We start from the raw sequence: 18641 nt of genomic DNA on the forward strand, positions 1-18641 counted from the left end.
AAAAATCCTGATTACTCAGGATTTTTCGATGTAATTGGTTAATTTCTAATCAATTTTCTATATTTAATTCGCTTTGGAGTTACGTCAATTCCTAAACGTTTCTTTTTGTTTTCTTCATATTCAGAGAAACCACCTTCAAAGTAATACACTTCAGAATTCCCTTCAAATGCCAAGATGTGTGTGCAAATTCTATCCAAGAACCATCTGTCGTGACTGATGACTACGGCACAACCGGCAAAATTTTCCAACCCTTCTTCTAAAGCACGAAGCGTGTTGATGTCTAAGTCATTTGTAGGCTCATCCAATAACAATACGTTACCTTCCTCTTTTAAAGTCATGGCCAAGTGCAAACGGTTGCGTTCTCCACCTGATAATGTAGCAACTTTTTTGTTTTGATCGCTTCCACCGAAGTTAAAACGAGACAAATAAGCTCTCGAGTTCACTTGTCTTCCGCCCATCATAATCAATTCTTGTCCGTCACAGAAGTTTTCCCATATGGATTTGTTCGGGTCAATGTTAGAATGCGCTTGGTCGACATACGCAATCTTTACCGTGTCGCCTATAGTAAACTCACCGGCATCCGGTTTCTCTTCGCCCATAATCATTCGGAAGATAGTCGATTTACCGGCACCATTGGGACCGATAATACCAACAATACCCGCTTGTGGTAAAGTGAAGTTTAAGTTATCGTATAATAATTTGTCACCGAAAGCTTTGGCAACCCCTTTGGCTTCAATTACATTGGTACCTAACCTTGGACCATTCGGAATGTAGATTTCTAATTTCTCGTCTAATTCTTTTTGGTCTTCATTTAAGAGTTTGTCATAGTTTTGTAAACGTGCCTTTTGTTTGGTCTGACGACCTTTAGCACCTTGACGAACCCAATCCAATTCTCGTTCTAAAGTTTTTCTGCGTTTGGAAGCCACTTTTTCTTCTTGTTCCATGCGTTTTGATTTTTGGTCTAACCAAGAAGAATAGTTTCCTTTCCATGGAATCCCTTCGCCTCTATCGAGTTCCAGAATCCATCCGGCTACGTTATCCAAGAAGTAACGGTCGTGAGTTACTGCAATTACGGTTCCGGCGTATTGTGCTAAATGTTGCTCTAACCAAAGAACGCTTTCCGCATCCAAGTGGTTGGTTGGCTCATCCAACAACAATACATCGGGTTGTTGTAGCAACAAACGACATAAAGCCACTCGGCGTTTTTCCCCACCGGATAAATGTTTGATTGGCGTATCACTTTCCGGAGTGCGTAAAGCATCCATCGCCACTTCTAACTTGTTGTCAATTTCCCAAGCACCGGCTGCGTCAATTTTGTCTTGAAGATCGGCTTGTCTGTCCATTAACTTTTGCATCTTATCGGCATCTTCATAGACTTCCGGCAAACCAAACATATCGTTGATTTTGTTGAATTCATCAAGTATTGCCATGGTTTCGGCAACACCTTCGCGCACTACTTCGATAACCGTTTTGGTGTCGTCCAATTGTGGTTCTTGTTCCAAATAACCCACGGTATAACCCGGTTGGAAAACGACATCACCTTGATAGTTTTTATCTACACCGGCAATAATTTTCAACAACGAAGATTTACCCGAACCGTTTAGACCCAGAATACCGATTTTGGCTCCGTAAAAGAAACTCAAATAGATATTTTTTAATACTTGTTTATCGCTTCCTTGATATGATTTACTCAAGCGTTGCATTGAGAAAATCACTTTCTTATCATCTGACATAATTTTATTTTAAATTTTAGATATTAGATTTTAAATTTTGGCGGTCAATCTGTCTACTGCTGGCCAAACATTGAATACTGTTTTAAACCCTTCCTTTGAGTGAACTGAACACCCAAGCATTGGCCAGGAAACCAACTCCAACAGCGCCAAATCCCCAACCCGCTATATCATCATAACGAAATGCCCCTAAAGCAATAAGCAGTAATCCCATGATTATCATTATAAAAGTAGCCCAGCCCAAGACTGTATTTTTATTCATTGCCATATATTGTGGTATTTAATTTTAGGAGAGCAAATTTAGTGAAAAGTTATGAATTGAGAAAGGGAAAAGGCAAAAGGAAAAAGGGATAAGAAAAAGTAGCAAAAAAACAACTTATCCCTTATCCCTCTTCACTACTCCCTTTTATAAACCACGCCTTCTTTCATTACAAATACAACATTCAATACTGCACTAATGTCTTGTGTAGGGTCGAGTTCTGTGGCAATAATATCAGCCAAATAACCCGCTTCAATAACTCCAATTTTTTTATCCATTTCTAATAGCATTGCATTAGTCACAGTGGCCGATTGAATAGCTTTCATAATGGGCATTCCAGCTTCATTCATATAGATAAACTCTTTGGCATTTTGACCGTGTTCAAATACGCCTGCATCAGTTCCGAAAGCAATGGGTACGCCTTTTTTATACGCTTTGCCGAACGTAGCTTGAATTTTGGGTCCGATGGCTAAAGCTTTGGGAACTACAATGGCCGGATAATAATTTTCTTTTTTGGCGTTCAATTCAACTTCTTTTCCTGCGGTAATGGTTGGCACCAAATAGGCATTGTATTTTACCATCAGATCCATAGTAGCTTCACTCATTTCTGTTCCGTGCTCTATGGTTTTTACCCCGGCTTTTACTGCGCGTTGCATGCCTTCATCTCCATGAGCGTGAGCAGCTACTTTCATCCCATAATCCTTCGCCGTACTAACTATCGCAGCAATCTCTTCTTCAGTAAATTGTGGATTAGAACCACTTTTCGCAATACTTAAAACACCACCGGTAGCGGTAATTTTAATCCAATCAGCGCCATTTTTATAGCGTTGGCGAACAGCTTGTTTGGCATCGTCTATATTGTTCACGACCCCTTCTTTAGGTCCGGGATTACCCATTAAATCTTTTCGGTAACCGCTGGTTGGGTCAGCGTGTCCGCCTGTTGAACCTATGGCCTTTTCAGCAGTAAATATTCTTGGCCCGGTAATTTTTCCACTATTGATAGCATTGCGCAAAGAAACATTAACACCGGATCCACCTAAATCTCTAACTGTAGTAAAACCGGCCATTAAAGTAGTCTTGGCCAAAACTTCGGCATTGTAAGCCACATCGGCATCATTGAGCGTGAACTCATCCAAATAAGCGGTCGGACTTGTTTCTCCTTCTAAATGTACGTGCATATCAATCCAGCCCGGCATTACTGTCTTGGTTTTTAAATCGATTACTTTGGTGCTTGTTCCTGTTGGATTGAGAAATCCGTCTTCTACACTTTTAATAGTTTTCCCCGATACAACTATGGTTTTATTGGTCAGTACTTTACCGTTCTTGGTATCGATAAGCTTGCCACAGTGGATATAAGTTTCCTGGCAAAAAGCCAAAGAGGACATCAAAAAAGAGAGGAAGAGTATTAATTTTTTCATGTGTGGTGATTTTGAATGATAAAGATAGTAATCTTTGAAAGATGCAGGCTACCTGAATATACTAATCAGCATTTCTTTATACAAATCTGCATCTTCGAGGTTAGCGGCTCCTACCCCTTTACCTTTGATGTCAATATCGCGAAGAGTAGCCACAATACCGCTTACTTTTTTCATCGGATAATTCTTGGCAGCACCGATATAATCGTTGACAAAAAACGGACTCACTCTCAAAATCTTGGCGACATTAGCCGGAGACTTGTCTTTTAAACCATGGTATTGCAATAGTGAGGAGAAAAAAGAAAACACTTGACCATTGACTAAAACCATTGGGTTGTCTTTTTTGTTTTGCGCAAAATAATTGGCTATCTGGTAAGCTTTCAATTGATTTCGTTCCCCAATGGCTTTTCGGAATTCAAATACGTTAAAATCCTTACTGAATCCTATGTTTTCCTCAATATGATGTGGCGTGATGGTACTTCCTTTGGGCAAAATAATTTCCAACTTGGTTAACTCGTTGGCGATTCGGCTCAAATCATTACCCAGGAAAGTCACCAACATGGCATTAGCCTTGGGTTCAATCGAGTAACCTCTGCCTTGCAAAACACGGTTAATCCACTGCCCTACTTGGTTTTCATATAGTTTTTTACTTTCGTAAACCAAACCCATTTTATCAATAGTTTTGACTAATTTTTTGCGTTTATCAAGCGTTTTGTATTTATAAGCGATGACCAAAACAGTAGTCGGCTGCGGATTCAAAGCATACGATTCCAAGCTTTCAATCGTTCTGGATAGCTCTTGGGCCTCTTTTACAATTACGACTTGACGCTCGGCCATCATCGGATAACGTTTGGCATTGGAAACAATATCATCAATAGTAGTATCGCGCCCGTAAAGTACCATTTGGTTAAAACCCTTTTCATCTTCTGTTAAAAGATTTTGCTCCAGATATTCTGTAATTCGGTCTATATAATAAGGTTCTTCACCCATTAAAAAATAGATGGGCTTTATTTTTCCGGCTTTGATGTCGTTTATTATTTTTACAACCTCATCCATTTTTATGGCATTTTGAATTTTAATTTTTGAATTTTAAATTACATTTGCTTTATGCAAAAATTGAATTTTCCTTCCTATTCGTTTCGCCTCAAAAATAGTGAAAATAAAGTGTCTATTTTTGATGACATCAGGAAAAAGTTTGTCATTCTCACACCCGAAGAATGGGTTCGTCAACACACGGTTCAGTATTTGTTACAAGAAAAAAATTATCCAAAATCTTACCTCAACGTTGAGAAATTAATTAAGATTAACGATATAAATAAACGTTATGATGTGGTTGTTTTTCAACCGAATGGTGCTATTTTTTTGCTAATTGAATGCAAAGCGCCGGATGTGACCATTACCCAAAATACTTTTGACCAGATTGCCCGATATAATCTCAAACTCAATGCAAAATACTTGATGATAACCAATGGACTAAATCATTATTTTTGTCAAATGGACTTTGAAAAGGAACAATATAATTTCTTAAAAGAGTTGCCTGAATTCACAAATTTATAAGCCTTGAAAAAAATAGCCGTAGTCATACTCAATTGGAATGGAGCCAAATTGCTCGAGCAATTCTTGCCATCTGTAGTGGCCTATTCTAAAGAAGCCAAAATATATGTCGCCGATAATGCTTCAACGGACAATTCTATTGAAGTGATTAAGGCCCGGTTTCCACAAGTTGCTATCATTCAAAACGAAGGAAATTTTGGTTTTGCCAACGGCTATAATGTAGCTTTACAACAAGTAGAAGAAGACTATTACGCCTTGGTTAATTCAGATGTAGAAGTCACCGAAAACTGGCTTACTCCTGTCCTGTCTATCTTTGACAACGAACCCAATATCGGCATCATTCAACCGAAGATTTTAGATTACAAAAACAAAGCCTACTTTGAATATGCCGGAGCAGCCGGTGGTTTTATTGATCAATATGGTTATCCCTATTGTCGCGGTCGCATTTTTGAAACCATAGAAAAAGACAACGGTCAATATGACGATGAAACAGAAATTTTTTGGGCCAGTGGTGCGTGTTTGTTTATTCGCAAAGACATTTACCGAACGTTAAACGGTTTTGACGGTGATTTTTTCGCCCATCAGGAAGAGATTGATTTGTGTTGGCGTGCTTTTAACTTAGGCTACAAAGCCAAATATACTTCGAAGTCTGTAGTGTATCATGTTGGCGGCGCAACACTAAACGAAAGCAATCCGAGAAAAACATTCTTGAATTTTCGTAATTCCTTATTGATGCTAACCAAAAATTTACCCGAAGGCAAACTGTTTCTCATCATTTTTGCCCGTCTTTGCTTGGACGGTTTGGCGGGAATTCAATTTATTTTCAAAGGAAAATTGGTGCATTGTTGGGCCATAATCAAAGCCCATTTTGAATTTTATCATCTGATAAACAAAAACTTAAAAAAAAGAAGTGGTTCAAACTCCGAAAACTATTACCATTCCAAAAGCATTGTCTACCGTTATTTTATTAAGAACGGCACCGTTTTTGAGAAATGATTTTAACAAGAGTTTATCATTCTCTAAAACTCGTCACATTTAAAATAATCGTATTTTTGTTAAAATTTTAATCAAACATTTATGAGAAAAGTAATTTTTGCCCTTTCGTTAGTTACTTTAACGTTGACTTCCTGCGGAACTAAGAAAAAAATTGCCGCATTAGAAGCGCAAAACAAAGAATGTCAAGACTTATTAAATTCAACTACAGTCAAATTGAATTTGTGTTTGTCTGAAAAAGAGGCGCTTTCTAAACAAAATGATTACCTAAAACAAAACAACTCTGATTTAATCAACAATTCAAAAGAGTTGACTATGTTGACCTCAAAAGGGGCACAAAACTTAGAGAAATCTCTTGAAAGCTTAAGAGAAAAAGACCTTAAAATTACCCGTTTGCAAGATGCCTTAACACGCAAAGACAGTGTTACTTTGGCTTTGGTAACCAGTTTAAAAAGCTCAGTGGGCATTTCTGATCCGGATATTGAAGTAAACGTAGAAAAAGGTGTGGTTTTCATTTCTATTGCCGATAAATTGCTTTTCAAAAGCGGAAGTTATGTAGTAAGTGATCGTGCTAAAGAAGTTTTAGCCAAAGTAGCCAAAGTAATCAATGACAAACCAACCTTTGAGTGTATGGTTGAAGGCCACACCGACAACGTTCCCTTTACCGGAAACGCTATTTTAGTGGACAACTGGGATTTGAGTGTGAAACGTTCAACCGCCATCGTAAGAGTTTTGACCAAAGACTTAAAAGTCAATCCAAAACAATTAATTGCTGCCGGAAGAGGTGAATACATTCCGTTGGTAGAAAACAACACTTCTGAAAATCGCTCCATCAACAGAAGAACACGTATCGTCATTTTACCTAAAATTGATGAGTTCTATGAAATGATTGAAAAAGAAATGAAAAACCAGAAAAAATAGTGATTTTTAAAAATCACAACCCCAATAAAAAAGTCCCGAGAAATTGGGACTTTTTTTATAAACCATAATTCAAAGGCAATGTATCACCCAATCTTTTAAATTGGATTGCCCCTGAAAATGAAACATCACGTGAACTCAAATTATTACCGTAAGGATCAACATATATCGTTTCGGCATTAAATTGAACTATTGAATTTTCTTTACCGTCATACAACAAGCTGAAATAGGCAACCAAATTATCATTTTCAAAATCTATTTTTTGTCTCTTAATATCTACTTTATACCTATCGGCTTCTTTGGTTACCGTAAAATGATTAGAGGGATTTGTCAAGTGTCCTCTCAGAAATAATTGAAAATCATTTTTGCCCCAAACTCCATTGATTAAATTTCTATAGAAGTGCATTGGTGAACCTCTATAAGCTTGTTCTCTTTTTTTGAGGATACGAGAACTATTTTCTATTTCCTCAAATCGAGTATATCCGGCATAATAACTTCTCTTAATCGCATGCGGATTGAGTGATAATATAGAAAATTGCACCTCAAAATCGACTAATTCATAATTAATTTTGTAGCCCAATGAAGGATTGATAATCACCAAAGGCTTGTTGGCATAAGCCTTTAACATAAAGGTTTCCTCATCATATTCCAACACTATGTCATCTTCATTTTCAATAATCGTTTTTAAACCAAAAGCGGTTTTTCCTAAAAAATGTTCTTTAAAAATGGCCATTTTCTCCTTTCTAGAAAACTTGTCTTTTTTGACTACAACTTCACGCAATGCCCCAATGTCTTGGGTTAACTTTATAGTCAATCGTTCATCAATACTATAGGTTTCAACATAAGCGGTGACATATCCAATATAACTAATCACTATAGGTCGTTTCAATTGAGGTTCATAAACCAAAATAAAATCTCCGTTATCATTAGTAAATGTTGATAGTGTTGTCCCTTCATAATAAACATTAGCGGCAGCCAACGGTTGGTTAGAAGCATCGACAACTCTGCCTTTGATGTATTGTGCAAAGGAAAAATTAAAACCTAAAAAACACAGGAGAAGATACTGCAATCTCATAGGCTAAAAAATATCAGGATCACCTTTGCCTTCACGAAGCACAACCGGTTCATAGCCCGACAAATCGATTATGGTGGAACCAACATTGTCTCCGTAACCACCATCGATAACCAAATCGACCTTATTTTGCCATTTTTCAAAAATCAATTCCGGATCAGTTGAATATTCCAACACTTCGTCTTCATCGTGTATGGAAGTTGAAACAATTGGGTTGCCCAACATGCGAACAATCTCTAATGCAATATTATTATTGGGTACACGAATCCCAACGGTTTTCTTTTTGCGGAATTCTTTAGGCAAATCATTATTCCCCGGAAGAATGAAAGTATAAGGTCCGGGAAGCGCTCTTTTAAGGATTTTAAAAGTTGAAGTGTCAATTTGCTTCACATAATCGGAAAGGTTGCTTAAATCACTGCACACAAAGGAAAAATTGGCTTTCTCTAACTTAATCCCTTTGATTCGGGCAATGCGTTCCAAAGCTTTGCTATTGGTGATATCACAACCTAAACCATAAACGGTATCTGTTGGGTAAATCACCAAACCGCCATTGCGCAACACATCGACCACTTTTTTAATAGCGGCTTCGTTAGGTTTGTCTTCGTATATTTTGATGAATTCGGCCATAATTATGATTGTTAGACTACTTAGAATTTTAGACCTTTTAAAGCGTATTTTTGAGTTTGATTAGCCAATAACGTCAAGTTTGGCAAAACGCAATAATAATTTCTTAATGCCGCCTACTTCAAACTTGATTTCGGCTTTTCTGTCGGCACCAATACCTTCGAGGTTTACAATTTGTCCTTTGCCAAAGCGCTCGTGCATTACCATATTGCCTACTGCTAATTTGCTGTCAAACAAGTTGGTATTTCCCGGTGCCGGACTCGAAACAGGTTTCAATTTACGAATATTTACCGAAGAGGAAGGCTCTTCTCCGTAAGTTTTTGGTGGTGTTCCGGCTACAGGTTTGGCCAAACGCAATTTCGACTTATCGATATCACCGAAAATATCTAAGTCAATGGTTGGTTTGTAACTGTAACCGCCTCTGTCCATCGGATTGATGTATTCTAAATACTGGTCATCAATTTCCTCAATAAAACGAGAAGGTTCAGCATCTGTTAATTTGCCCCAACGATAGCGTGATTGCGCATAAGTTAAATAAGCTTGGTGTTCGGCACGGGTTAACGCTACATAAAACAAACGGCGTTCTTCTTCGAGTTCGCTTCGCGTATTCATACTCATCGCGCTTGGGAACAAATCTTCTTCCATCCCAACAACAAACACATACGGAAACTCCAAACCTTTTGCCAAGTGAATCGTCATCAAAGCCACTCTGTCATCATCGCCGGTATCATTATCTAAATCGGTGGCCAAGGCGACATCTTCTAAAAATTCAGACAAAGCACCTCGAGCGCCGTCAATTTCTTTTTGGCCTTCGATAAAGTCTTTAATACCGCCCATTAAGGTTTCGATATTTTCGATACGAGCAATACCTTCGGGTGTGGCGTCTTTTTTAAGTTCCTGAATCAAACCGGTTTTCTTGGCCACATGCTCGGTCAAGACAAAAGCGTCTTGTTGTTCATTGATCACCTGAAAACTTTTGATCATCGTGACAAAGTCTTCTATCTTCTGCTTGGTACCCGAATTGAGTTTTAAATCAATTTTATCAATATGTTCCATGACTTCAAAAATGGAACGTTTGTAGTGATTGGCGGCAACGGTTAGTTTTTCCACCGTCGTATCACCAATTCCTCTTGCGGGATAATTGATGACACGTACCAAAGCTTCTTCATCTTTCGGATTGATGACCAATCGCAAATAACACAAAACGTCTTTGATTTCTTTACGCTGATAAAAAGACAAACCGCCGTAAATTCGGTACGGAATATCGCGCTTGCGCAAAGCGTCTTCCATCGCACGGGATTGCGCGTTGGTGCGGTACAAAATGGCAAACTGTCCGTTCATCATTTGGTTGCGCATTTTTTGTTCAAAGATTTCTCCGGCTACAAAACGGCCTTCTTCTCCGTCGGTGATACTTCTATGGACTTTTATTTTGGGACCAAAGTCGTTCGCGGTCCAAACCACTTTTTCCAACTTGGTCTTGTTCTTATCGATAATCGAATTGGCGGCTTCAACGATATTCTTGGTAGAACGATAATTTTGCTCCAATCGATAGGTTTGTACATTGTCATAATCCTTTTGGAAGTTGAGAATGTTATTGATGTTAGCGCCGCGAAACGCATAAATACTCTGCGCATCATCGCCTACGACACAAATATTCTGAAATCGGTCAGAAAGTGCACGAACAATCAAATACTGCGAATGGTTGGTATCTTGGTACTCATCTACCAAAATGTATCGGAAACGATCTTGATATTTGGCCAACACATCCGGAAAACGGTTTAGAAGCTCATTGGTTTTGAGCAATAAATCATCAAAATCCATGGCGCCACTTTTAAAACAACGCTCCACATAATTTTGATAAATTTCACCCATACGAGGTTTTTTACTCATCGCATCAGCTTCCATCAACTCGGGATTATTGAAATACGCTTTGACGGTAATCAACGAGTTTTTGTAAGATGAGATTCTACTGTAAACTTGTTTCGGTTTATAGATGTCTTTGTCCAGCTGCATTTCTTTGATAATCGCTGAAATCAATCGCACACTGTCTTGTGTATCGTAAATCGTAAAGTTCGACGGATAACCCAATTTATCCGCTTCTATTCGCAAAATCTTAGCAAAAACCGAGTGAAAAGTTCCCATCCAAAGGTTTTTGGCTTCGTTGTTTCCAACGATATCCGAAATACGCTTTTTCATTTCACGTGCGGCTTTGTTGGTAAACGTTAAAGCCAAAATATTAAACGCATCGACACCCAAACTCATCAAATACGAAATACGAACCGTCAACACACGTGTTTTTCCCGAGCCGGCACCGGCAATGATAATCATTGGGCCATCCTTTTGGAAAACGGGTGCTTGTTGGGCTTCGTTGAGTTGGGAAATGTATTGTTGCATTTTTTTAAGTGGCTAAGTTCCTGAGTTGCTGAGTCGCTGAGTTTTAAAATCGTTTTGGACAAATTTAGCATTACTAAACCTGAATTGCAATACAGATTTAATGGTATTTCTATTATATTTGTCAACAATTTTTAGTCGATTATACCATGAGCACCGATAAAATTCTTGAATTAGCTTTTTACACCTTACCGGCTTTGATTACGGGCGGTGTGGCGTATTATTTATTTGACAGTTATTTCAAAGACCAACAACACACGCGTCGATGGTTGGCACAGAAAGAGAATCAGAAACAGGCTTTGCCTTTGCGTTTACAGGCTTATGAGCGTATGGCTTTGTTTTTGGAGCGCATCAATCCGGCGAAATTGTTAATTAGAGTAGCTCCGATGAACGATGATAAAGTGGCTTATCAAAACTTATTGATTCACCATATCGAACAAGAATTTGAACACAATTTGACGCAACAAATCTATATCTCCGATGAATGTTGGACCATGATCATGACCGCTAAAAACACCATCATTCAAAACATCAGAAAAACTACTGCCGATACTTCGGTTACTGATGCAGACAAACTACGAGAAAAAATACTGAGTAACTTGCTTCAAGACGAAGTCGCTACCAATGTCGCCTTGGCATTTATGAAAAGTGAAGTCAGCGAAGTTTTAGGATAACAAAAAAGCCTTCTGTAATGAAGGCTTTTTTTATGAAAATTGTTTTGACTAATTGTCTTGATTAATTATCTCTAATAACATGAGCGACTCCGGTTAAAGTATGTACACCGTTACTATCAGTATAAGTACCGCTGAAAGTCATATCGATGTACTGACCAACAGCACCAAACTGATTTAAATTAAACTGAATCGTATTGGTCGTACTTGATCCTATATAACCTACTCCGCTTCCTTCTATTGAAAATTGGGTGGTCGTGTAGATTCCCGGTGTGGCAGTATTTCCCCAAATATATAGGCCATTTTGATTACTATTGTAACCATTCAGAGTTAAAATAACAGAAGTTGGAATCTGTCCCTCAATTGCTCCGTTTACCTGCTGAATTAAAAACACCGGCGTATTATTGTCTATTTGATACGAAATAAATTCATCCACTGCCGTACAAGCTTGAAGATTACCTATATTGGTAATTGGAGCTGTAAAATTATATGCAATAGAGTCCGTTGTTTGTAAGTTCTCCATATCAAAACCTTTCAAAGTAAATTGTGTATTACTCGGACAATAGATTTCATTAAAACTAAACGCTCCATTCGTAACCGGTGAAACCGAATAACCTCCTGCTCTGCTCAATATTACATAGCCATTAGTCACATTGGTATTATCACATTTGACTAAATTCCCAACTACATTGGAGCTCATAGTCGTAGGCGAATTGTTAATTACAATATTGGGTAAAGTAGTATTAGCTGTAAATGGTCCGATTGACGTAGTGTAAATAATATTACTCGTGTTACAGCTGTAATAATCCGGATAGACATTTAATACTATAGTTTGATTTGATGGCACTAATCCTGAAATCAGACCATCATTATTCGTATAACCCATAACCGGCCATGTATTACCATTAGCTATTAACCCTACTCCAACATTAGAAATACCGTTACCGTTAGCATCAACAATTGTCACTGTTAAAGTTACCAAAGGAAAAGGCGCATCACAATTCCACCATGAAAAATGAGACACTTCGCCAACGTATTTGTTGCCTACTTTAGTTGCAACACCCTCTTCTTTCCAATAGCCTTTAGTTTCATCAAAATGCCATAGTGGAATGGAGCTTGGTGCCGAAGATATTTGACTATTATCAATTTGCAATGTAATTTCAGCGGTGTGACCTTCTTTAATATTTAACTTTTGTCCACCACTTCCGCGAAGCTCAACATTTAACATTCCGAAAGTTTCTAAAACCGCTTGTTGGTTAGTTTCCGTTTGGGCGTATAACATACCCGGCATTAGTTTACTGATATTTTCATCGCTTGGCAACAAATGAAACATCGCTACTTGTACGCTTCCCGAATAATCATTCCCATTGGCATCTTCAAAAGCACCGTCAAAGACGACTTTAGTCCCCGAAGGCAAAGCTACTTCACTGGAAACACCTGATTGAATTGTTTCTAAAGGTGTATTGGGAATCATCATAATCTTCACATTATTTTTCCCGGTTGTGGGAACCATCGAACGCGAACCGTCAATATAACCAGCTTTGGTTGCTGTGATGTAGGCGAATCGCTGATACACATTGGCACCATTGATAATAAAAATACCATTAACATCCGTTTGTACTGTGGAAGAACCGATTTTTACTGTAGCTCCTTGTAAAGGATTATTGTCGGTATCGACTACTTGACCTATAAAATCACGATTAACGGAATTCCCGAAATTTTGAGTAAAAGTCTCATCATTCGGGCCTGAATTGGAATTGTCATCATTAGATTCGCAACTTGAAAAAGCAGCTACTAATAGCAATAAACACAAAAGGGAATGGATTTTTTTCATAACGTTAGGTTTTGTTTAACGAAAGATAGTAAAAACCTAAATTGGTTGCGTCAGAAAAATAAGAAACAAAAAAAATCCTGATTTTCACCAGGATTCTTAATCTTATTTAAATTTCGAAACACCGTCTTTCAGCCAAGCCAAATATTCATCGATGTTAGGTGTGTAACTAATCGGTTCGTTTAGTTTTTGCTCTTTCAAATCGGTTAAAACATAATACGGTTGTGTATTGGTTTTATAACGTGTAATAATAAAATCGGTCCATTTGTTACCAATAGTCACCACTTCTTTACCGGTTTCTTTGGAAACGTATTGTTGGTCCTTAGGTAAATCACGTTTGTCGTCAACATACAAAGAAATCAAAACCACTTCGTTTTTAAGTACGCTTAGCACTCTTTCGTCCGACCAAACATTGATTTCCATTTTACGACAGTTCACGCAAGCAAATCCGGTGAAATCGAGCATAATGGGTTTGTTTACCTCTTTGGCGTGCGCCAAACCTTTTTCATAATCGGTGAAAGTAATGATTCCGTGTTCCCCTATTTTGGCACCATCGGGCAAGTCGCCTTTGGAAACTTCAGCCGAAGAACCGAAGAAACCGGTTGGACTTTCACTATACGTTTGTGGCGGTGGAAAGGCAGAAATCATTTTTAAAGGCGCACCGAATAAGCCCGGAATCATATAAACCGTAAAGGCTAAAACCAAAAGAGCCAAAGACAATCTTCCCACAGAAATATGGGTCAACGGACTATCATGCGGCGTGGTGATTTTGCCCAATAAATACAAAGCCCAAGTACCGAAAATGGCAATCCAAATCGCTAAGAAAACTTCTCTTTCGAGTAAATGCAATTGTAAAACCAAATCGGCATTGGATAAAAATTTAAAGGCTAAAGCCAATTCTAAAAAGCCTAATGACACTTTAACGGTATTCAACCAACCGCCTGATTTGGGTAACGAATGCATCCAACTCGGGAACATCGCAAACAACATAAACGGTAAAGCTAAAGCCGATGAAAAGCCAAGCATACCAACGATTGGCGCAATGCCACCTTTGGAAGCTGATTCCACTAAAAGCGTTCCCACAATGGGTCCGGTACACGAAAACGAAACGATGGCCAAGGCCAAGGCCATGAATAATATTCCGATTATTCCGCCTCTGTCGGCTTGTCTGTCGACTTTATTCGCCCAAGAATTCGGCAACATGATTTCGAAAGCACCCAAAAAAGACACCGCAAAAATGACCAATAAAATAAAGAAAAACACGTTGAACCAAACATTCGTTGACAAAGAATTCAAGGCTTCCGCACCGAAAATACCCGTTACCAAAGAACCTAATATCAAATAGATGGCGATAATGGAAATTCCATACAAAATGGCATTGCGCTTGCCTTGTCCGGGATTTTTACTTTGTTTGGTAAAAAAACTTACCGTCATTGGAATCATCGGGAAAACACAAGGCGTTAGCAAAGCGGCAAATCCGCCAAGGAATGCCAAAAAGAAAATCGTCAACAAACCTCTGTTTTCTTCTTTCTTTGGTTGAGCAACATCTGTTGAAGCAGCTGGTTTAACTTTTTCTTTAGGTGTTTGTGTGGTATCAGCTTCTATAGAGTCAATGTTTGTCACAACTTCCTCCGGGTTTGCCATTACTATTTTTGGCAATGAAAAAGTAAAAGCATAGTCTTGATTGATACAAACTTCTTTACAGACTTGGTAATCAATCGTCGCCTTTATGGTGGTCAGACTAGGATTTAAGACTTTTATTTTTTGGGTAAACGTTACTTTCTTTTCGAAATAATACTCGTCAACCTCAAAAACATCGTTGTATTGTTTTTTATACGGACTTTCTTTGACTTTTCCAATCAGTTCGTAGTTTCCTTTGGCATCTTTGAATTTGAATTCGGCTGCTAAAGGTCCGTTTTCCGGGGTAAATTGGGAATAAACATGCCATTGGTCTTCGATTTTGCCTTCCATCACCAAATTGAATTCGGTGTCGCTGATTTTCTCAACTTTACTGCTCCATTTTACCGGATTTACCATTTGGGCATTTACATTGGCGAAAGCCAAAAAACTCAAAAGAAAAAATAGTGCTTTCTTCATTAGTCGGTATAATTGATTTTTAAAATTTTAGTTGTGCTTGCTGTTATCCTGAATCGTTCATCTTGCCTTTTTCCTACTATCCAAACAATTTTATCATCGGAACAAAGTAGCCAAATATTGGCTTTATCGAGCAAGGAGAACTTTTCGTCTTTGAAATACTTGCTCAATTTCTTTTTTCCGGTCATGCCAAAAGGTTGAAAAAAATCCCCTTCTTGCCAACGGCGAATGGTCAACGGAAATTGAAGCTTGTCTTCATCGACAAAGATAACATTACTTGTTTGAAGTGAAATGTCACTTACGTTACAAAAGGCAAGTTTTAAGGGAACTTTAACTTCGGTTTGCCCTTTTTGCACCCAAAACACTTCATCACTCACCACATTTTGCTTTGGAAACAACAACAAAGAATCCCTGTTTTTCAAGAGAATATGGGTATTTGACAAGACTTGCTTTCCGGATTGCGCGTTGATTAAATCATAAACCGAAGACCAATCGGCAAAGCCAAAAGGTTGCAGCCAATCGAACAAATAGGCTTTGTAATTTCGGTATTTGAGCAACTTGGGCAAGTCGATAACCATATGATTTTCTTCTTCGCTGACCACTTTTTGGTACAAATTTTCAGCCGCATCTTTGGCCAATGATTGGGTTTGTTTCAAATGACCAATCGTGTTTTCAAAAGACGACAACAAACTCGGATTCAGTTCCTTCAAAATCGGAATCACATCGTGGCGCAATTTGTTGCGTAAATATTTATCCGAAGCATTGCTGCTGTCTTCGCGCCAAATGATTTGATTTTCATGGGCGAAAGCCTCGATCTCATTTCTGGAAAAAGCCAATAACGGTCGGACAATCTTGTCATTCTGTTCCGGAATTCCGGTCAGACCTTCAATTCCTGAACCACGCGTAAAGTTGATTAAAAAGGTTTCCAAACTGTCATCGAGATGATGCGCCGTTAAGATATAATCAAAATTATGGTTGGCCAAAAGCGTATAAAACCACTCATAACGAAGGTTTCGTGCCACCACTTGAATCGAAAGTTTATTTTGTTCGGCAAAAGCCTTTGTATCGAATCTTTGAATGAATATTGGAATTTGTAATTTTTCTATTTGATTTTTGACGAAGTTTTCATCCTCATCGCTTTCTTCACCACGCAATTGGAAATTACAGTGCGCTACTGCGAAATCTAATTTTGATTGGAAACACAAATCCACCAAAACCATGCTGTCAACGCCGCCGCTAACGGCCAATAACAACTTCTTTCCTTTGAGAAAAGGAAGGTTTTCATTGATGTGGTTTTGGAATTTTGATAACATGTTTTAAGTCAAAAGGGATTAGGGAAAAGGGATAAGTTATTCCTCTAGCTTTTTAATCAACGAATTTAGCATTTTTTCAACTTCTATTGACAGTTGTTTTATTTCTTCTAAATCATCCGCTTTTAAGAAATCTAAATTAACTGCTATTTCCAACTGAGTTTGATTTTCAAATAATGAACCACGAGCAATTTGCAAAAATCTCGAATAGTCTTTTCTATAATTTCGCCCATAACCTTCAGCAATATTGGAAGGAATAGAAACAGCACTTCTCTTTATTTGTGAAGCCAATCCATATTTCTCATTCTCGGGTAACTGAGTAACCAATTTATAAATCAGTGTTACCAAACTCATTGATTTTTGCCAAACAATTAAATCTCTATAACTTGTCATATACCTAAATTTAAAACTTTTCCCTTTTCCCTTATCTCTTATCCCTTAACTCAAAACCTCGAACATCGCTTTGGCTTTCAGCAAACACTCTTCGTACTCTTGCTCAGGAACCGCTTGCGAAGTAATGGCGCTACCAACGGAAAAAGACAAATACTCCTTTTTGGAATTGTATAAAATGCTTCGGATAACGACATTGAAATCGAAATCGTTATTTGGGGTGAAATAACCCACTGCGCCGCTGTATAATCCGCGTTTGGTTTCTTCGAGTTCTTCGATGATTTTCATGGCGGAGATTTTGGGTGCACCGGTCATGCTGCCCATAGGGAAAGTCGTTCTCAGAATTTCTATAGGTGAAGTTGAATGGTCAACGGTTGAAACTATGGTTGAAATCATTTGATGCACTTGCTCAAAAGAATAAATCCCACAAAGCTCTTCCACAACAACAGAACCTTTGGTGGCGGTATGCGATAAATCATTGCGGACTAAGTCAACTATCATGATATTTTCCGAACGCTCTTTGGGATTTTGGGCTAACTCGGTTTTGGCGTTTTGGTCTGAAACTTCATCAATATAACGTTTGGCTGTTCCTTTTATCGGTTGGGAAATGACTTTGTTTCCTTCTTTTCTCAAATAGCGTTCCGGCGAGGCACACAGCAAATATTGATGGTTATTCTTGAAATATGCGGCGAATGGCGGATGTGAAATGTCATTCAGTTTTTGATAAATTTCTAACGAATCAATCTTAGCATTTTCGGCATAAAATTCCATACAAAAATTGGCTTCGTAAATATCGCCGCGATGAATTCGCGAAAGCATTTCGGTGACTTTGGCGATGTAGTTCTTCTTTGAAATCCGTTGTTCTATTTTGGGTTGTCGGTTGACGGTTGACGGTTGACGGTAAGTCTCGATATCTTCAAAATCAGATTCGATTTCATCATCACACATTCGGAGGTAATGAATTTCTAATTCGTTTCCTTTCAGCAAAAATAATTTCTTGGGTTGGAAAAAAAACAAATCAGGAAAATCTAAACCATCAAAGTTGTGGGATTGCAACTCTTCAATATCATTTTTTAAATCATAGGAAAGATAACCGAACAGCCAATCTTTAGTTTGTTGTTGGTATTGTTTTACATCTTCAAAAGCGTTGTGATGGTCGGTTTTTATGGCCGTAAAGGCATCAACCGCTAAGACACAATCATAACTCGAATACTTTTGCTGATGGTCATTGGAATCCAAAAAAACGACTTCCCTAAACTGTTGTGACCAAGCCAATAATTGGCTTTTAAAAGTATCGGTCTGTTCAATTTTTCGGGTAATACTGGTTCTCAAGTGAGCGGTTTTTAATGGCATTCAAAATTACAATAAAAATAATTCTCGGGACGAACG

Annotated in this window: 16 protein-coding genes; 4 read left to right on the forward strand and 12 right to left on the reverse strand. The window is 38.2% G+C overall.

Features of this window, described 5'->3' with window-relative positions:
* Positions 1-38 precede the first annotated feature (38 nt).
* The 4 genes from ettA to holA form a co-directional block, all read right to left on the reverse strand.
* Positions 39-1733 (reverse strand): energy-dependent translational throttle protein EttA, encoded by a 1695-nt coding sequence (ettA, locus tag HA632_RS12590; protein WP_176307545.1) that lies wholly within the window; start codon positions 1731-1733, stop codon positions 39-41.
* An 82-nt stretch (positions 1734-1815) separates the two neighbouring features.
* Positions 1816-1998, reverse strand: a complete 183-nt coding sequence (locus HA632_RS12595; RefSeq protein ID WP_176307546.1) for a CAL67264 family membrane protein — start codon at positions 1996-1998, stop codon at positions 1816-1818.
* Between the two features lie 128 nt (positions 1999-2126).
* Positions 2127-3407 (reverse strand): amidohydrolase family protein, encoded by a 1281-nt coding sequence (locus tag HA632_RS12600; RefSeq protein WP_176307547.1) that lies wholly within the window; start codon positions 3405-3407, stop codon positions 2127-2129.
* A gap of 48 nt (positions 3408-3455) precedes the next feature.
* Complete coding sequence (gene holA, locus HA632_RS12605; RefSeq protein WP_176307548.1) at positions 3456-4460, reverse strand: DNA polymerase III subunit delta; 1005 nt, start codon at positions 4458-4460, stop codon at positions 3456-3458.
* A gap of 51 nt (positions 4461-4511) precedes the next feature.
* On the opposite strand from holA, the gene HA632_RS12610 reads away from it, so the two are divergent.
* The 3 genes from HA632_RS12610 to HA632_RS12620 all read left to right on the forward strand — a co-directional run bounded on the left by HA632_RS12610 (position 4512) and on the right by HA632_RS12620 (position 6872).
* The gene (locus HA632_RS12610) at positions 4512-4961 is read left to right on the forward strand and encodes a type I restriction enzyme HsdR N-terminal domain-containing protein (RefSeq protein ID WP_176307549.1); all 450 of its coding nucleotides are present in this window, start codon (positions 4512-4514) and stop codon (positions 4959-4961) included.
* 3 nt (positions 4962-4964) lie between these two features.
* The gene (locus tag HA632_RS12615) at positions 4965-5954 is read left to right on the forward strand and encodes a glycosyltransferase family 2 protein (RefSeq protein ID WP_176307550.1); all 990 of its coding nucleotides are present in this window, start codon (positions 4965-4967) and stop codon (positions 5952-5954) included.
* Positions 5955-6035: 81 nt separating this feature from the next.
* On the forward strand, positions 6036-6872 hold the full coding sequence (locus tag HA632_RS12620; protein ID WP_176307551.1) for an OmpA family protein: 837 nt from the start codon (positions 6036-6038) through the stop codon (positions 6870-6872).
* A gap of 55 nt (positions 6873-6927) precedes the next feature.
* Here HA632_RS12620 and HA632_RS12625 read toward each other — a convergent pair whose 3' ends face one another.
* Genes HA632_RS12625 through HA632_RS12635 form a run of 3 tightly spaced genes read right to left on the reverse strand, consistent with a single transcriptional unit; the run spans position 6928 to position 10959 of the window.
* Entirely contained in the window at positions 6928-7938 is a 1011-nt protein-coding gene (locus tag HA632_RS12625; RefSeq protein ID WP_176307552.1) for a carboxypeptidase-like regulatory domain-containing protein, read from the reverse strand.
* A 9-nt stretch (positions 7939-7947) separates the two neighbouring features.
* Complete coding sequence (locus HA632_RS12630; protein ID WP_176307553.1) at positions 7948-8568, reverse strand: L-threonylcarbamoyladenylate synthase; 621 nt, start codon at positions 8566-8568, stop codon at positions 7948-7950.
* 60 nt (positions 8569-8628) lie between these two features.
* Positions 8629-10959 (reverse strand): ATP-dependent helicase, encoded by a 2331-nt coding sequence (locus tag HA632_RS12635; protein ID WP_176307554.1) that lies wholly within the window; start codon positions 10957-10959, stop codon positions 8629-8631.
* A 146-nt stretch (positions 10960-11105) separates the two neighbouring features.
* Between HA632_RS12635 and HA632_RS12640 the strand changes: the two genes are divergently transcribed.
* On the forward strand, positions 11106-11630 hold the full coding sequence (locus tag HA632_RS12640; RefSeq protein ID WP_176307555.1) for a hypothetical protein: 525 nt from the start codon (positions 11106-11108) through the stop codon (positions 11628-11630).
* Positions 11631-11691: 61 nt separating this feature from the next.
* Here the strand turns inward: HA632_RS12640 and HA632_RS12645 are convergent, their stop codons facing one another.
* The 5 genes from HA632_RS12645 to HA632_RS12665 all read right to left on the reverse strand — a co-directional run bounded on the left by HA632_RS12645 (position 11692) and on the right by HA632_RS12665 (position 18584).
* Positions 11692-13461, reverse strand: coding sequence for a carboxypeptidase-like regulatory domain-containing protein (locus tag HA632_RS12645; protein ID WP_176307556.1), 1770 nt, complete (start codon positions 13459-13461; stop codon positions 11692-11694).
* 102 nt (positions 13462-13563) lie between these two features.
* Entirely contained in the window at positions 13564-15555 is a 1992-nt protein-coding gene (locus HA632_RS12650; RefSeq protein ID WP_176307557.1) for a thioredoxin family protein, read from the reverse strand.
* Positions 15555-16865, reverse strand: coding sequence for a tRNA lysidine(34) synthetase TilS (gene tilS, locus HA632_RS12655; RefSeq protein WP_176307558.1), 1311 nt, complete (start codon positions 16863-16865; stop codon positions 15555-15557). The genes HA632_RS12650 and tilS overlap by 1 nt, the downstream gene beginning before the upstream one ends.
* 36 nt (positions 16866-16901) lie before the next feature.
* Positions 16902-17255 carry a four helix bundle protein gene (locus tag HA632_RS12660; RefSeq protein ID WP_176307559.1) on the reverse strand — a complete coding sequence of 118 codons (354 nt, stop codon included), beginning with the start codon at positions 17253-17255 and terminating at the stop codon, positions 16902-16904.
* A gap of 45 nt (positions 17256-17300) precedes the next feature.
* Entirely contained in the window at positions 17301-18584 is a 1284-nt protein-coding gene (locus HA632_RS12665; RefSeq protein WP_228778785.1) for an anthranilate synthase component I family protein, read from the reverse strand.
* Between the last annotated feature and the right edge of the window lie 57 nt (positions 18585-18641).

This window comes from Flavobacterium sp. J49, from assembly GCF_011742145.1.
Taxonomy (GTDB): domain Bacteria; phylum Bacteroidota; class Bacteroidia; order Flavobacteriales; family Flavobacteriaceae; genus Flavobacterium.

Bases quoted from the DNA above. Each gene is read 5' to 3' on its own strand.
- ettA (WP_176307545.1), bottom strand. From the start codon at position 1,733: ATGTCAGATGATAAGAAAGTGATTTTCTCAATGCAACGCTTGAGTAAA.
- HA632_RS12595 (WP_176307546.1), bottom strand. From the start codon at position 1,998: ATGGCAATGAATAAAAATACAGTCTTGGGCTGGGCTACTTTTATAATG.
- HA632_RS12600 (WP_176307547.1), bottom strand. From the start codon at position 3,407: ATGAAAAAATTAATACTCTTCCTCTCTTTTTTGATGTCCTCTTTGGCT.
- holA (WP_176307548.1), bottom strand. From the start codon at position 4,460: ATGGATGAGGTTGTAAAAATAATAAACGACATCAAAGCCGGAAAAATA.
- HA632_RS12610 (WP_176307549.1), top strand. From the start codon at position 4,512: ATGCAAAAATTGAATTTTCCTTCCTATTCGTTTCGCCTCAAAAATAGT.
- HA632_RS12620 (WP_176307551.1), top strand. From the start codon at position 6,036: ATGAGAAAAGTAATTTTTGCCCTTTCGTTAGTTACTTTAACGTTGACT.
- HA632_RS12630 (WP_176307553.1), bottom strand. From the start codon at position 8,568: ATGGCCGAATTCATCAAAATATACGAAGACAAACCTAACGAAGCCGCT.
- HA632_RS12635 (WP_176307554.1), bottom strand. From the start codon at position 10,959: ATGCAACAATACATTTCCCAACTCAACGAAGCCCAACAAGCACCCGTT.
- HA632_RS12640 (WP_176307555.1), top strand. From the start codon at position 11,106: ATGAGCACCGATAAAATTCTTGAATTAGCTTTTTACACCTTACCGGCT.
- HA632_RS12645 (WP_176307556.1), bottom strand. From the start codon at position 13,461: ATGAAAAAAATCCATTCCCTTTTGTGTTTATTGCTATTAGTAGCTGCT.
- HA632_RS12650 (WP_176307557.1), bottom strand. From the start codon at position 15,555: ATGAAGAAAGCACTATTTTTTCTTTTGAGTTTTTTGGCTTTCGCCAAT.
- tilS (WP_176307558.1), bottom strand. From the start codon at position 16,865: ATGTTATCAAAATTCCAAAACCACATCAATGAAAACCTTCCTTTTCTC.
- HA632_RS12660 (WP_176307559.1), bottom strand. From the start codon at position 17,255: ATGACAAGTTATAGAGATTTAATTGTTTGGCAAAAATCAATGAGTTTG.